Here is a 14,941-nt window from a genome sequence, read left to right as displayed (position 1 = left end):
CTAAAAATATGGTATATAATAATATATATGAAATAAATATTTTAGGAGAATCTTATGAAAAATTGTAAAAAAATAGCCCTATCTCTTGCTCTTTCCTTTACTCTTTTAGGAGCAAGCCCAGCCTTTGCGGCACCTAGATTAGATTTAGTAGAAAATACAGGAAATATTAACTTTAGTGAAGGAACTTTTAATTTAAAGCAAGATGAAAATCTTAAAAATCAAGTTTTAGATGAAGTACGAGCTATTAGATCAAGATTATGGGATGAAAATATTTTATATACCCTAGATGCCGATGCAAACATTAAAGGTGAGCGCTTACAAGATGTAGCTAGAGCAAATGGTTATACCAGCAAAGAAGCTTATGTAAATGGCTTAACCTGGTCAACAGAACTAGAAAAAATTGCTATTCAAAGAGCTTATGAACAAACCTTAACAGGACTATCCCATCAAAGACCAGATGGAAGTGATAATTACACAGTTATTTCTCTAAATGGCATCCAACCAAGTGCAGAAATTTTGGCATCAAGCACAGATAGTCAAAGTCCAAAAAAATCTTTTGGCCAATGGTCTTACGAACCATCCAAAAGAAAAAATAATAAGTCAGAATATGATTTATTAAAAGAAACTAAGGGTGTATCAAATTCTGACAATGGTCACTTACACATAATACTTGACCCAGAATTAAGACACATCGGTTTTGCAGCTCTAAATACAAATGCTAAGTGGAACTATGGAGTTGGAATATTTGATTTTGCTATTGCAGGCAATAACCAAGCATCATCAAACTTAGTAGGGAATTTTAATATTTATGCAGGAGATATTAAAAATGCTCCAAAAGCAGATAATAAAACAGTAGCACCAGCAAAAACAACAGAATTATCTGCAGCTAGTATTGAAAAATTAAAAAATTCAGTAATTAATGCCAAAAGAACCATAGCAGGGGCAGAACTATTAATGAAAACCATGCCACAATTTGCCAAAGAAAACGGGGCAAAACTCAACCAATTAATAGAAAATTCACAAAAAATAATTGACCAAGCTGAAAAGATTTTAGCAAAATATTAATACCAAAGAAAAAGACAGAGTATATCTGTCTTTTTTTTTATATAAATATGTTTTTTTATTAATTAATATGCTAAAATATTATTAATAATAAATATTTAAAGGAGAAGATATGAAAATAAAAAAAATATTACCAAAAACTTTAGCCCTTACTATTTTAACCAGTACCTTAATAAATCCAAGCTTTGCAAGTGGTGTAAATACAAACTCTGGATTTTATAGATCTAGTAGAACAAGACAAGCCTACGTAAATCTAACTAATGAACAAAGATTAGAACTTGATGCCATGAACAAAAATAATAATGGTTGGCTTACAATAAAAGAAGTAAAAGATTACGGCAGACATTCTCTACCAGTTGTAAAAGGTCAAAGCTATCTTTATCCATTTATGGATGATAGAAATAATAATGGCATGGTAGGAGAAAATGAAACAGAAGGATCAGAAAATTCAACAAGCAGAGAAGATATCGACCAAGAAAATAATCAAGAAGCCTTAGAAGAAATATTTGATGAAGAAATAGAAAACTCAGAAAAAGTAGAGGAAGAAAACTTAGAAGAAAATCTAGATTCTCCACAAACCCCTATCCCTAATGAAGAAATAGAAGAAAAGCCAGTAGAAAATCAAATACCTAGTGCTTACCTAGATAGGCTAGAAGAATCCTTGGAAAATGCAAAAACCTCCATAGGAGGAGCAGAATTATTAATTCAAATCATGCCAAAGTTCTCAACAATCAACAGAGAATTAATCCAAAATTTAATAGAAAAACAATACCAAATTATAGCAAGAGCGGAAAAGATATTAATAGCTAACGGTAGAGAAATTGTAAATGATTAACACTTTATTTTTAAAAAAGTAAATAAATATAAAATTATAAGTCATAATTATGTTATTTTATAGATTAATTGATTATTATATTAATATAATAAATTGATATAAGGAGACATTATGAAAAATTTCAAAAAAGTTACTGCAGCAGCCCTAGCTATTTCGTTCTCTTTTTTAGGAGGTAGCATAGTAAATGCCAACAATGTAAGTTTTGCATCAAGTCAGGTAAAGGAATTAGACTTAGGAGTTACTTTACCATGTGGTCCATACAGAGAGGATATAGTAACTTTAAACCAAAGTAAAGCTACAAGAGAAGAAGTTATGAGCTATATCAGAGCTATAAGAAAAAGAGCTTGGGATGAAAATGCTCCATATTCTGCTGATGGGTACACAAGCATGAATGTCCAAGATTTATACGATCCTGATAGTGATGAAGGATGGCAAACTTCTAACAAAGGTTATGAATATAGATTTATATATAATGAGGAACTAGAAAAATTAGCTATCCAAAGAGCCTATGAGTACACTTTAACTAATGGTGACTCTCAAAGACCTGATGGATCCTCAATAAGTACATTAAAATCAGAGAATATAGGATATGATGCTGTATTTGATATATGGGTTTCTGATGTAAATGAAATAACTCCTAAGAAAGCATTTGATGCATGGTTACACAATAAAGATGAATTTGGAAAAACATCTTACGACTATCTTATAGAATCTAATGGTATTTATAATCAAAATAATTTTGCTGCTCATATTCTAATTCAAGATTATCCACAAGAAATTGGATATGGGGAAGTTTATAATCCTAATACAGGAAAATCTTATGCAGTCTTATTAATGCAACCAGTAGATATACAACCATATGAAGTTGATAAAGATACCGAATATGTTGGACAATATAAAATGCATATCGGTAATAAAAATAATAAAAAACTTTCAAAAGAAACTTTGGATAAACTAGAAGTCTCTGTTAAAGAAGCTAAAAGAACTATAGCTGGAGCTGAAATTTTAACTAATAGTATGCCAAACTTTGGAAAAAAATATGGATACGAACTTGGTAGGTTAATTGAAAATCAGAAAGCTATTATCAGCAAGGCAGAAGCTTTTTTAAGAGCAAATGGCAGATAATATTATTTTTAAAAGCGGGATATTTTCTCGCTTTTTTGTGTTTAAAAAAAACTCTATGGGGCATTAATATAGTGAAGTATCATCTATAAGGAGGAATTATGAAAAAGGTTCTTAAAATTGCAGCCCTGGCCCTTACCTTTAGCTTTTTAGGGGCAAATCCTAGTTTTGCAAGTAGTAGCGCTCCTATCTTGGATTTAAATGTAAATATGCCAAATAGTACATATATAGAAGATGAAGTACAACTTAGGCAAGATGAGGTGTTAAAAAATGATTTTTTAGAAGGTGTTAGAAGAATTAGAAAAGAAGCTTGGGAAGGTAATTTTTACTTTACCTATGATGGAACGTGGAGCCCTACATCGACCATTCAGACCGTAGCAGCACAAGAAGGTTTTACAAAAGAAGAATACATAAATAATGTATATTGGAACACAGAATACGAAAAAATTGCTATCCAGAGAGCCTATGAAAATCTTATGGAAGATACAGAAAATGGAAGACCAGATAATTCATCCTTTGTTTATGCTGGTACATCTAAAATAGACCACCCAGGTATGGAGTTTAGATATTACTCGGATGGTTACAGTATAGCTACCAGGCAAATCTTTGATATCATTAGAGATATGACTATTCCTTATTATAAAACTATTGAACTTAAAAATGAATTAAGACTTTTAATAGATCCTAGTAAAGTAGAATTTGGCTTTGCTGAGGTTAAACCGGTGGGAGAAGAAGTTTATTCTTATGCAATCATTGCTGGAGAAAAAACAAATTTAAACCAGGCGGTAACAAACTATTATGGAAATTACACCATGTTTTTTGGTAATAAAAATTATGGCAATGAAAAAATAGAAAAACTTAAAGCATCTATCAAAAAAGCAGAGCAATCTATAGAAGGTGCGAAAATTTTAATGAGAACTATGCCTAAATTTGCCAAACAGCGTGGTAAAGAAATTAATAGGCTAATTCAAATTCAAAAAGATACTATAAAAAAAGCACAAGCTATTTTAAAGAATAGTGGCATATAAAAAACGAGCCTAGGCTCGTTTTTATTTGTTTAAATATATTTATTCGATTTTCAAATACTCATCTATTTCTAGAGCATCTTTTGCATCTATCAAGACAGTTATTTTATCACCTAGTAAAATTTTATCTTCTGCATTTGGAACGAATTCATGGTTATCTCTTTCAATAGATATTATTAGAATATGCCTTGGGAATTTTATTTCCTTAAGCTTTTTATTTATTACATCAAGCCCATCCGTTATAGTGTACTCAAGTACAGAGTAATTAGATAAATCTCTTTCATGAGTTACTAGTAGGTTTTTATTTCTTAATTGTCTTTCAAAAAGTGTATCATAAATTGGTTCAACTTTTAAGGCTTCTGCTACATAATAAGAAACAATAACTACTACTGCTATGCCTAATAAGTGCTCAAAGCTTGATATCATTTCTGAAACTAAGATTACAGATAGTATTGGACTTCTTACCACTGACGCTAGGATGCCTGACATTCCTAAAACTATAAAATTTATATAATATTGGTCTAGATTTATTCCTTTTTCAAGCATTGCAAAAACTAAAGCACCACACGATCCTCCGATTACAAGAACTGGGAGGAAGATACCTCCTTGCACACCTGATCCATAGCAAAATGTAGTATAAAAGAGTTTTGCTATAAGGATTGCTAGTATATAATTTACAGAAAATCTGGTTTCGGACATTTTTTCTAAAAGGCTGTGGCCGCCGCCAGTTGCTTCAAAAAATAAAAAGCCAAGGATAATTGTAACACCCATTAGTAGGGAATATTTTAAAATGTCTGAATTAATTTTTTTAAATAAGTCTTGAAATTTGACTATCATTAGATTATAAAAACTGCCTACTAGCCCAGTCAGGATTCCCACTAATATTGCAACCCATATAAGGCTCATAGGAAGTGATTTTATAACTGCAAATGTAAATGAAGATTCAGCACCCATTATTACAAAAGATACATAATTTGCTACTATAGATGCTATAAATGCAGGAAGAAGAACAAATTTTGAATACGATTTATGTAATTCTTCTATTGCGAAAATACAACCTGCCATTGGAGCATTAAAGGCAGCAGCAAGGCCTGCTGCTGCTCCTGCTGTTATCATATACTTTATTTCATCGGGTGGTCTTTTTAAAACTTTACCTACAAATTTTGCACTTGCTCCACCCATTTGTATAGATGGGCCCTCTCTACCAAGGGAAAAACCCATAAGATTGCCAAGGCTGCCACCAACAATTTTCGAAATAATAGTTGGCCACTCATCCATCTTAAATTTCCCTAGGATTTCTCCACGGATTTGAGGAATACCACTTCCGCCAGAAAGGGGAGCCCACTTTAATAATCGGTTTATGATAAATGAAATAATTATAGCCATAATTATTAAAATAAGTACAGATTTAAAATTAAAATTAGTATACAAAGACTCCCTATAAGGGCCTATTCTTGAAATGATAAACCTATAAAGTACAGAGAAGAGGCCGGCTATGGCCCCTACTATTATAGAATCAGTTAGCATTCTAAATATTAATTTTCTATTGTTGTTAAAATCGTTTCTCATTTTTTACCAATAATTAATTTTTGGGATAAATACGATAATTTATACCATTTACCATTTCTACACCATATGGACTAGCAGAAAAATATCCCTTTAAAAACTCATACCTATAGTCATGATAGCTAGAATTTTCTTTTTTTAAATCTATATTATCATTGCTGGATACTTCAAAGCTTTCGTGGTGGTCATGGTCATGGCCTCCAGCACAGGTATTGTCCCTTGCATCTTCTGGATTTATATTTTGATTTTCATATTTACTATGAAGATTGGTGTTAGTTATTAAATATAAATCTCCCTTATCATCTATTTGGGCAGATAAACCCCTATCACAAGGCATACCGTCTAATAAAAGCATATTTAAATCACTAAATACGCTATTAAAATCATCAAAATTTTTGCCTTTAGCATTTTCTTTACCAAATTCATACATTTTTTCTTTGGTATTTTCGCTATTGTTTAAAGCATAGTTTAACCTATTTTCAACTACATCTATTTTTGAATCTAACCACCCATGGATATTAGCTTGGTCAATTAGATTTTCTAAAGGTTCTTTTGATACTGGTTTATTTAATTTATCAACCTCACTGGTATCACCTTCTAATAAATAATTTGTAATCTCATCTTGAAATTTTATTTTCTCATACATCATGTAATGTATTGGTCCTAAATTTTCGCTCATTATATCACCTCATTTTAATTTTACCGGAAGTTTATGTGTTATACTATTAACTTAGGAGGCTTTATGAAAAAATTAACAACAAAAAAACTTACCTACGTAGGGCTTTTTGCTGCCCTTACCTTTGTTTCTAATTACTTGCAAATTCCCTTGGTAACTCCTTTTGGAAATACTCGTTTTCATTTGGGAAATGTATTTTGTCTTTTATCCGGTATTATTTTAGGACCGCTTTATGGTGGACTTGCGGCAGGAATTGGGCCAACTTTATTTGATTTATTTGATCCAGTTTATTTTACATCCGCTCCAACTACTTTTATAAATAAATTTGCCATGGCAGCTGTGGCAGGCTTTGTTTTTAATAAAAGATCCAATAGAGAAAGTAAAGCAAATATCGTCCTTGCATCTATCTTGGGCCAATTAACCTATATTGTGCTTTATTTAGCAAAAACATTCATCAAAAATTATTACATCCTTAACCTAACTTACGAAGCTAGCATGGTAGAGCTTGTTCAAAAAGCTGGTGTTTCTTTTACAAATGGGATAATATCTGTAATTTTTGCATCAATAATTGCGATTCCACTCTTAAAAGCAGTCAAATTTGAGTAGTTAACCCATTATTGGGTATCTATCTTTTTAAGAGGTGACTTTATGGATTATAAGAGATTTGATAATAAAATTGTACTTAGGCTTAAAAAAGGTGAAAAGATTATAGAATCACTTGAAAAACTTGCCAATGAAGCAAATATCTCGGCAGCTCACTTTCAAGGAATAGGAGCTGTAAATGAATTAAAAATTGGTTTAATGAAGCCAGGTGATGATGACTATACTTGGGATATTCACAAGGAAAATTTAGAAATAACTTCATTAATAGGCAATATAACAACTTTTGAAGATAAAAAGGTGGTTCACACCCACATTACTTGTGCAAATGAGAATTCAAAAGTCATAGGTGGTCACCTGGGAGAGGCTATCTGCTCCTTTACAGTAGAAATATTTATAGACTTAATAGATGGTAAATTAGAAAAACAAACAGATCCTGAACTAGGAATACAAATTATAGAATTTTAGGTGGAATATGCAAACTAGAGAAAAAATATTTGGAATAACTTGCCCAGCTTGTGGCCAATCTTTTGAAAGCGAATTAAACACAGCAGTATTTTCTGCTACAACTGATAGAGAACTGATACTAGCTAATCAATTTGGCATCCAACATTGCCCAAATTGTGGACATGAATTTATATTAAATTATAGATTTGCCTATACAGATGATGAAATTAAATTTATGCTAGTAAATGACCCACAATTTGTAGATAAAAAAGCTAGACTTGCCTTTGTATCAAGTTTATCTTTACTTGATAGATATCATAAACAAGAGCAAGAAAAGTACCTTACAAGGATGACAAGTGATATCGAAGAATTACGTGAAAAAATTGTAATTTTTGAAAACTACTTATCTGATAAAGCCGTTGAAATTATGAAATACATCCTACTAGAAAGTGAAGAACTCGCCTTTAATCACGATGATGTGCTTTCATTTAGACTAGTAGATGGCAATACATTTTTAATTAAAACCACTGATGGTAGAGAGTACACCCTAGCTTTTGTAAGGGAAGTATATGATAAGATAGTAGGTCAGTACGAGGGACTTTTTTCAAGCGAAAGGGCTGAGAAAATCGACAAAAATTGGGCCTATCAATTTTTAAAATAAAAATTATTTTTTAACTAGCATTATGCTAGTTTTTTTATAGCTTTATCACTTTACTAATTTAATGAAGAAAATATAATTGCTTATTATTTGACTTATCTAATAAAGGAATAAAATATAAATATATTTTTATATAAATTCATTGATTAGGAGGAATTATGGATAATAAAAAAACTAAAATCCAAGCTAAAGAATCAAAAGGATTCTTAGCGTGGGTTGAAAGAGTGGGTAATGCCCTGCCGCACCCGGCAATGATTTTTGTAATAATGATTGTAATTCTAGCAGTGGTTGCCCAAATTTGTTATATGAACGGAGTTTCTGTAGACTTTTTTTGATGCCAGAGAAGGAAAAGTTGTAGAAATATCGGCTGTTCCATTGTTAAATGCTGAGGGTATTAGACATATTTTCCAAACTACTGTTACAAACTTTACAGGTTTTGCACCTTTAGGAACAGTATTAGTTGCAATGTTAGGTGTAGGAGTTGCTGAGTATGCGGGATTTTTTGATGCAGGACTTAAAAAACTTTTATCAAATGTACCATCGGTAGTTCTTACAGCTACAGTGGTTTTTGTAGGTATTATTTCAAATATAGCATCTGATGCAGGTTATGTAGTTGTTATTCCTCTTGGTGCTATGATTTTTCTTTCAGCTGGCAAACACCCAATAGCAGGTCTTGCTGCTGCCTTTGCAGGAGTTTCTGGAGGATTTTCAGCTAACTTAATTTTTGGACCAACTGATGCACTTTTATCAGGACTTACCAACGAGGCCTTAAGGGCAGCAAATATCGATGCAACAATTGATGTTACAGGAAACTGGTTTTTCTTAATTGCCTCTACAGTTTGGCTAACTATAATAGGAACTCTTATAACTGAGCTTGTAGTTATACCAAACCTTGGTGAGTATAAAAATATTAGTGCCCATGATACCGGATCTGAGGTTACAGATATAGAGAAAAAAGGGCTTAGAAGAGCATTAATTGCTTTAGTTACTTATTTAATTGTTTTAGGATTTTTAATGTTCCCTGAAAATGCAATTTTAAAAGAGCCAGATAAATATGGTGATGTGAATATAAATAATTTCTTAGCTCATGGTCTTATCCCAGCCTTACTTTTACTTTTCTTAATTCCGGGAGCAGTATATGGTAAAACCGTAGGTACTATTAAAGATTCAAACGATTTAGTAAAGGCTATGACAAAATCTATGGAGTCAATGGGTGGATATTTAGTATTAGCATTTTTTGCTGCACAGTTTGTGGCGCTATTTGCCTACTCAAACCTTGGTACTATATTGTCTGTAAATGGAGCAAACTTCTTAAATAATATTGGTTTAAAAGGTATCCCACTTATAGTATTGTTTATTTTGCTAACAGCATTCTTAAATTTATTTATGGGATCTGCCTCCGCAAAATGGGCTATTATGGCACCGATTTTTGTACCTATGTTCTTTGAGTTAGGTCTTTCACCAGAATTAACTCAAATGGCTTATAGAATTGCTGATTCATCTACAAATATCATCAGTCCACTTATGAGCTACTTTGCAATGATAGTAGTATTTATGCAAAAATATGATAAAAAAAGCGGGCTTGGAACTCTTATTTCCACCATGCTTCCATATTCAATTGCGTTTTTGATATTCTGGACAATATTAATAATAGCTTGGATGATATTTAAATTACCTCTAGGGCCAGGCGCAGGTTTATATGTTTAAATAGTAGACAGGTTTTCCCTATGAAAGCCTGTTTTTATTTACCAACAATAAGTATAATCATCCCATGAAAATTTACTTAGCTAATGAAAATAAAAGAAAAATTGTATATGATATTTTAAATATATTTTATGATGATAGGGAAATTATTTTTGCCGATGATGGTGAGCTTATTATTTTAGATGATGAGCTTAAATATGGTGGACAAGTTTATTCTTATAAGGATAATTATCAGCTTAAGGGTACATTGTATAACATATTAGTGGAAGTAAATGATTATAAATCTCCATGGGGCTTGCTCACCGGGTCTAAACCATCCAAACTCTTGCAAAAACAAAGTCCAAATCAGATAAAAGAAAAATATTTTGTTTCTGATGAGAAAATAAAGTTATTGGTAGATGTAGAAAATCAGCAAGAAAAATTAGAATTTGATAAAGATAATTTTAATTTATATATCAATATTCCTTTTTGCCCAACTAGATGCGAATATTGCTCCTATCCAACTATAATAGGACCCAACCACGATAAGAGCGAGTATGTTTCGTATTTAATAAAAGAAATTAACGAGACAAATCTGCCAGAAAATTTAGATACTATTTATATCGGTGGTGGGACTCCCTCTTATATTAGCCATGTGGATTTAAAAAAACTTTTAACTGCTATAAATAATAAGTTTACCTATAAAGAATTTACTTTTGAGGCAGGTCGTGAAGATACACTTGATAGAAAAAAATTAGAAATACTGAAGGCAAATGGTGTGAACAGGATATCTTTAAATCCCCAAACCTTTAATGAAAAAATTATAAAATCTGTGGGTAGGATCCAAGATATGGATCATTTTCTAAAAATGTATGACCTAGCCTCTGATTTAGGATTTATAATTAATATGGATTTTATAGTAGGGTTGGTAGGAGAAACTAGCAGAGACTTTATAAAAAACTTTGATATTCTAGAAAAATTGACTCCCGATAATATTACCTTCCATGCCTTGGCTACAAAATCTGGCAGTAAGTATAAGGAAAAAAACAAAAAGGGATCTATTGATGATGCCCTTGCTATAAATGAAGCTATAAAAAGATTTACAGAAAAAAATTCTTATAAACCCTACTATCTCTATCGCCAAAAAAATATTATCAGCAACCTAGAAAATGTTGGCTATCAAAAGGCAAATACTGCCCAAAGATACAATATAATTATCAATGAAGAAATAGAGAATGTTATAGGCTTGGGTATGAATGCTAATAGCAAGCTTATGAATGGTAAAAAATACAGGAACGCTCGCAATATGAAAGACTATAGGGAAAATATTGAGAAAATAATTAGGGATAAAAATCAAATTATAAATGAATATATAAGGCAAAAGTGAACCTAAGATTGGGTTCACTTTTACTTTATCAGCCAAATTTTAGCGATTTGATTAGAAATCTCATCATAAGACCAAGATTTTTGACTCTTGCGTATACTGTTTGGGTCGTTTATGACAAATTTTCCATTCCTATATGAGTCTATGACCATAATATGACCAAAAAGGGTGAAATACCCGCGGTTTACAGAGACGATCAGAGGTCCCTGGTCTAAGGCATAGATCAATTCATATTCATCTAGGGGGATTTCACTAATAGTATAACCATATCGCTTGGCCTCATCTGAGAAAAAATCCCATGAAATTCCTCCGTAGGTCATGTAGGCTTCTGCATCTTTGGCAACTATATCTGGAGTTATGGAAATATCTCCATTTAACCTAGCCAGGACCATGGCCATAGCTGTAGGGCCACAACCATACAAACCTATATTTTTATCATCTAAGGCATTATAAGCCCACCTATTGTCCCATTGTAAAAAGTAGGGAGTCTTACGATCTAGTAAAACTGACTCGCCAGGGAAAAACTCGAAATTAGTAATGCCGTTTTGATAGTTGTAAACAAAATCAATTGTATCGGAGTCATTGCCAGCAAGATAAATCAAAGCATCATCTAAATTATCAAAATTATCTACAATCCAACTTGCTTTATCATTACCACTATTTGCTTCTTTTTTTAAATTATTTTTAAGAATTCTCTTATCATCTGTTTTATATCCATCTGGGTCAAATCCTAGACCAAAATTAAATAATTCACTTATTAGATCTAGTGGGGAATCTGTGTAATAAGAAACCTCATTGTATCTTGTTTTTAAGAAATTAAAAATGATTATTAAAAAAACTATTATTACCAAAGTGGATAAGCAGCCAAATTTTTTTCTTTTATGTACTTTCATATCTACTCCTACACTTATGTTTAAATATATTATATCATGATTCGAATTAATGAACAATATTAGTTATAAAAATAAATATATGTAACTAAGTAATTAAATTTATTAAATATCGACAGTTATTATCTTTTGTCTATAAAATAGTAGTGATAATAAATTAAGGACTAAGGCCTATTATTAAAATTAAAGCAAACCCTTTGCCCCAAGGTCGATCAAACTTGGGGTTAATATACAAAAGTTTAAAATAAATTGGGTATTAAATAATATAGGACTTAGTTAAATAGAAAAAGGAGATATAAATGGAAATTAAAGATTTAAAACCTGAACTAGTTTGGAAATTTTTTAGTGAATTAAGTGAAATTCCAAGAGGTTCTGGAAATGAACAAGCCGTTTCTGATTATTTGGTAAATTTTGCCAAAGAAAGAAACCTAGAAGTACGCCAAGATGATGCTTTAAACGTAGTATTTAAAAAAGATGCGACAGAAGGTTACGAAGATAAACCAACCATTGCCCTTCAAGGACATATGGATATGGTTTGTGTAAAAGAAGATGATTCTGACCATGACTTTAGCAAAGACCCTATCAAATTATTAATCGAAGATGGCTGGGTAACAGCTGATGGTACAACTTTAGGTGCTGATGATGGTATGGGAGTTGCTTACATTTTAGCAATTTTTGATGATGAAGATGTAGTTCACGGGCCACTTGAAGCAATCATTACAACTGGTGAAGAAGTTTCAATGATTGGTGCAAATGAACTTGATACTTCAGATATCAAGGCTGATTATTTAATTAACATCGATACAGAAGATGATGGTATACTTACAATCGGCTGTGCTGGTGGTTGTGATTTAGAAATTAGCTTTAAAAAAGAAAAAGAAGCTGCCCAAGGCGAATTTTTAAAACTTGACCTAAGAGGTTTTGAAGGTGGCCACTCTGGTATGGAAATTGACAGAGGACGCCTAAATGCAATCAAAACTGTTGGTAGACTTTTAGCTGGTATTGATGGAGTACAAATTGCATCAATCAACGGTGGAGTAAAAAGAAATGCAATTGCCTCCACAGCCCAAGTTACTTTTGCAGTAGCTGATAAAGACGCTGCTAAAAAAGAATTAGAACAAAGAATAGCTGATATATTAAACGAATCAAAAGATACAGATCCAAATGGAAAAATTACTCTTGAAGATGCAAGTTTTGATGGGGAAGTATTGACAAAACAACTTTCAGATAATATTGTAAATACTCTTTACACCCTACCAGATGGATTAATTAAAAAACATGAAGGTGAAGTTATTTCTTCTTCAAACTTAGGTATTCTAGAAGAAGACGAAAATGAAGTGAGGATAGTATCTATGATTAGATCACAATTGACTCTGCTAAATTTAACAGAGCAGCAATTTCTCAAAAAATTGCTGAACAATTTGGTGCTCACTGCGAAGTAAACAATCCTTACACAGGATGGCAAAGAGAAGAAACAAAATTAATAGATATTGCCAATGATATTTGGAAAGAACAAACTGGATCAGAAATGATAGTAGAAACAACTCACGGTGGTCTAGAATGTGGATTATTTAAAGGTGTTATGCCAAATGTAGAAATGCTATCATTTGGACCAACAATAGAGGGCGCACACTCACCATCTGAAAGAGTAAATATAGAATCAACAGAGAAAAATTATAAATTCTTAGTTGAATTATTAAAAAGAGCCTAGTTAAAAAGTCCACCCAGCTAGGGTGGTCTTTTTATATGCTTTTATTAAAAATATTAACAAAAAAATCACGGAAAATGTTTGCATTTTCATAGATTATATTGTAATATAATTACATAAGAAAAAACCTAAAAAAGGAGGTACTATGTACGAGCAAAAAGTTATACTAACTAATGAAATTGGCTTGCATGCAAGGCCTGCATCAATTTTTATAAGAGCAGCGGTGAAATTTCCTTGTGACATCACAGTTGAGAAAAATGGAAGAAGTTATAATGCAAAGTCAATCATGTCAGTTCTTAGCATGAGTGCTTCTAATGGTGATGAGTTAATTGTAAGAGCTAGTGGAGATAACGAACAAGAAGCTGTAAAAACTCTTGTTGATGTTATAGAAAATAAGATAAATAACCAATAAAAAAATTTACGAGCCTAGGCTCGTTTTTTTATTGCATAAATAAAGGTACAATGTGTAAAGGATTATAATTGATAATTCCTAGTAAAGTAGTATATTTTAATTGAAGATTTATTACTAAATTTAAAAGAAGAGGTAAAAATGTCTGAGTTATTAAAAATAGAAAATCTACATGTATCAGTTGAAGATACTGAGATTTTAAAAGGTATAGATTTAACAGTAAACAAAGGTGAAGTCCATGTTGTAATGGGATCAAATGGATCTGGTAAGTCAACACTTATGAATACAATCATGGCAAATCCTGTTTATGAAGTAACAGAAGGAAAAATTTATTTTGAGGGCGATGATATCACAGAAGAATCTGTAGATAAAAGAGCTCGTCGTGGAATCTTTATGAGTTTCCAACACCCTGATGAAATTCCAGGAGTAAAACTAAATGATTTCCTAAGAATTTCTGAAGAACAAATTACAGGCGAAAAACCACAAATGCTTGCATTTACAAAACAACTTACAAAAGAAATGGATAGCCTAAACTTATCTGAAGATTATGCAGGTAGATATGTAAACGTTGGTTTTTCAGGTGGTGAACGTAAAAAATCTGAAATATTACAAATGAAAATGCTACAACCAAAACTTGCTATGCTAGATGAAACAGACTCAGGTCTTGACGTTGATGCTGTAAGAATAGTAAGTAAGGGTATCGAAGATTATTTATCAGAAGATAATGCAGTAATTATTATCACTCATCACAGAGAATTGCTTGAAAATATCAAAGCTGATTATGTTCATGTTATCAAAGATGGTAAGATTGCACACGAAGGTGATGCAAGCCTTATGGATGAAATCGAAAAACGCGGATACGAATGGGTGTAAATT

General features: G+C 31.8%; 17 protein-coding genes. 14 read left to right on the top strand and 3 right to left on the bottom strand.

The window, feature by feature from the left end; genetic code table 11:
• Positions 1–54 precede the first annotated feature (54 nt).
• The 4 genes from ACCQ40_RS01525 to ACCQ40_RS01510 all read left to right on the top strand — a co-directional run bounded on the left by ACCQ40_RS01525 (position 55) and on the right by ACCQ40_RS01510 (position 4,047).
• The gene (locus ACCQ40_RS01525) at positions 55–1,065 is read left to right on the top strand and encodes a CAP domain-containing protein (protein WP_410032316.1); all 1,011 of its coding nucleotides are present in this window, start codon (positions 55–57) and stop codon (positions 1,063–1,065) included.
• Between the two features lie 109 nt (positions 1,066–1,174).
• On the top strand, positions 1,175–1,897 hold the full coding sequence (locus ACCQ40_RS01520; RefSeq protein ID WP_410032315.1) for a hypothetical protein: 723 nt from the start codon (positions 1,175–1,177) through the stop codon (positions 1,895–1,897).
• Positions 1,898–2,008: 111 nt separating this feature from the next.
• A complete protein-coding gene (locus ACCQ40_RS01515; protein WP_410032314.1) occupies positions 2,009–3,022 on the top strand; it encodes a CAP domain-containing protein in 1,014 nt (337 codons plus the stop codon).
• Positions 3,023–3,120: 98 nt separating this feature from the next.
• Positions 3,121–4,047: a hypothetical protein gene (locus ACCQ40_RS01510; RefSeq protein WP_410032313.1), complete on the top strand. Its 927-nt coding sequence runs from the start codon at positions 3,121–3,123 to the stop codon at positions 4,045–4,047.
• A 39-nt stretch (positions 4,048–4,086) separates the two neighbouring features.
• Here the strand turns inward: ACCQ40_RS01510 and ACCQ40_RS01505 are convergent, their stop codons facing one another.
• Together ACCQ40_RS01505 and ACCQ40_RS01500 are read right to left on the bottom strand one after the other, a co-directional pair.
• On the bottom strand, positions 4,087–5,613 hold the full coding sequence (locus ACCQ40_RS01505) for a ClC family H(+)/Cl(-) exchange transporter (RefSeq protein WP_410032312.1): 1,527 nt from the start codon (positions 5,611–5,613) through the stop codon (positions 4,087–4,089).
• Between the two features lie 13 nt (positions 5,614–5,626).
• The gene (locus ACCQ40_RS01500) at positions 5,627–6,289 is read right to left on the bottom strand and encodes a hypothetical protein (protein ID WP_410032311.1); all 663 of its coding nucleotides are present in this window, start codon (positions 6,287–6,289) and stop codon (positions 5,627–5,629) included.
• 63 nt (positions 6,290–6,352) lie between these two features.
• Between ACCQ40_RS01500 and ACCQ40_RS01495 the strand changes: the two genes are divergently transcribed.
• The 6 genes from ACCQ40_RS01495 to hemZ all read left to right on the top strand — a co-directional run bounded on the left by ACCQ40_RS01495 (position 6,353) and on the right by hemZ (position 11,061).
• Complete coding sequence (locus ACCQ40_RS01495; RefSeq protein WP_410032310.1) at positions 6,353–6,892, top strand: ECF transporter S component; 540 nt, start codon at positions 6,353–6,355, stop codon at positions 6,890–6,892.
• A gap of 42 nt (positions 6,893–6,934) precedes the next feature.
• A complete protein-coding gene (locus ACCQ40_RS01490) occupies positions 6,935–7,354 on the top strand; it encodes a PPC domain-containing DNA-binding protein (protein WP_410032309.1) in 420 nt (139 codons plus the stop codon).
• A 7-nt stretch (positions 7,355–7,361) separates the two neighbouring features.
• Entirely contained in the window at positions 7,362–7,994 is a 633-nt protein-coding gene (locus tag ACCQ40_RS01485; protein ID WP_410032308.1) for a CpXC domain-containing protein, read from the top strand.
• A gap of 155 nt (positions 7,995–8,149) precedes the next feature.
• Positions 8,150–8,326, top strand: coding sequence for an AbgT family transporter (locus tag ACCQ40_RS01480; RefSeq protein WP_410032307.1), 177 nt, complete (start codon positions 8,150–8,152; stop codon positions 8,324–8,326).
• Between the two features lie 40 nt (positions 8,327–8,366).
• Positions 8,367–9,698 carry an AbgT family transporter gene (locus tag ACCQ40_RS01475; protein WP_410032306.1) on the top strand — a complete coding sequence of 444 codons (1,332 nt, stop codon included), beginning with the start codon at positions 8,367–8,369 and terminating at the stop codon, positions 9,696–9,698.
• Positions 9,699–9,762: 64 nt separating this feature from the next.
• A complete protein-coding gene (gene hemZ, locus ACCQ40_RS01470) occupies positions 9,763–11,061 on the top strand; it encodes a coproporphyrinogen dehydrogenase HemZ (RefSeq protein WP_410032305.1) in 1,299 nt (432 codons plus the stop codon).
• A 20-nt stretch (positions 11,062–11,081) separates the two neighbouring features.
• Here the strand turns inward: hemZ and ACCQ40_RS01465 are convergent, their stop codons facing one another.
• Positions 11,082–11,951 carry a C39 family peptidase gene (locus tag ACCQ40_RS01465; RefSeq protein ID WP_394019648.1) on the bottom strand — a complete coding sequence of 290 codons (870 nt, stop codon included), beginning with the start codon at positions 11,949–11,951 and terminating at the stop codon, positions 11,082–11,084.
• Positions 11,952–12,247: 296 nt separating this feature from the next.
• On the opposite strand from ACCQ40_RS01465, the gene pepD reads away from it, so the two are divergent.
• The 4 genes from pepD (at position 12,248) to sufC (ending at position 14,938) form a co-directional block, all read left to right on the top strand.
• Positions 12,248–13,390, top strand: coding sequence for a beta-Ala-His dipeptidase (gene pepD / locus ACCQ40_RS01460; RefSeq protein WP_410032304.1), 1,143 nt, complete (start codon positions 12,248–12,250; stop codon positions 13,388–13,390).
• Positions 13,309–13,659 (top strand): M20/M25/M40 family metallo-hydrolase, encoded by a 351-nt coding sequence (locus ACCQ40_RS01455; protein ID WP_410032456.1) that lies wholly within the window; start codon positions 13,309–13,311, stop codon positions 13,657–13,659. Before pepD ends, ACCQ40_RS01455 begins: the two co-directional genes overlap by 82 nt.
• A gap of 142 nt (positions 13,660–13,801) precedes the next feature.
• A complete protein-coding gene (locus tag ACCQ40_RS01450) occupies positions 13,802–14,068 on the top strand; it encodes an HPr family phosphocarrier protein (RefSeq protein ID WP_394019652.1) in 267 nt (88 codons plus the stop codon).
• 138 nt (positions 14,069–14,206) lie between these two features.
• Positions 14,207–14,938 (top strand): Fe-S cluster assembly ATPase SufC, encoded by a 732-nt coding sequence (gene sufC / locus ACCQ40_RS01445; protein ID WP_410032303.1) that lies wholly within the window; start codon positions 14,207–14,209, stop codon positions 14,936–14,938.
• The last annotated feature ends 3 nt before the right edge of the window (positions 14,939–14,941 follow it).

It is taken from the genome of Anaerococcus cruorum (genome assembly GCF_046365495.1).
Lineage (GTDB): Bacteria > Bacillota > Clostridia > Tissierellales > Peptoniphilaceae > Anaerococcus > Anaerococcus cruorum.
Note: the sequence above shows the minus strand (reverse complement) of the source record. Positions and strands in the feature narration are given on the sequence as shown.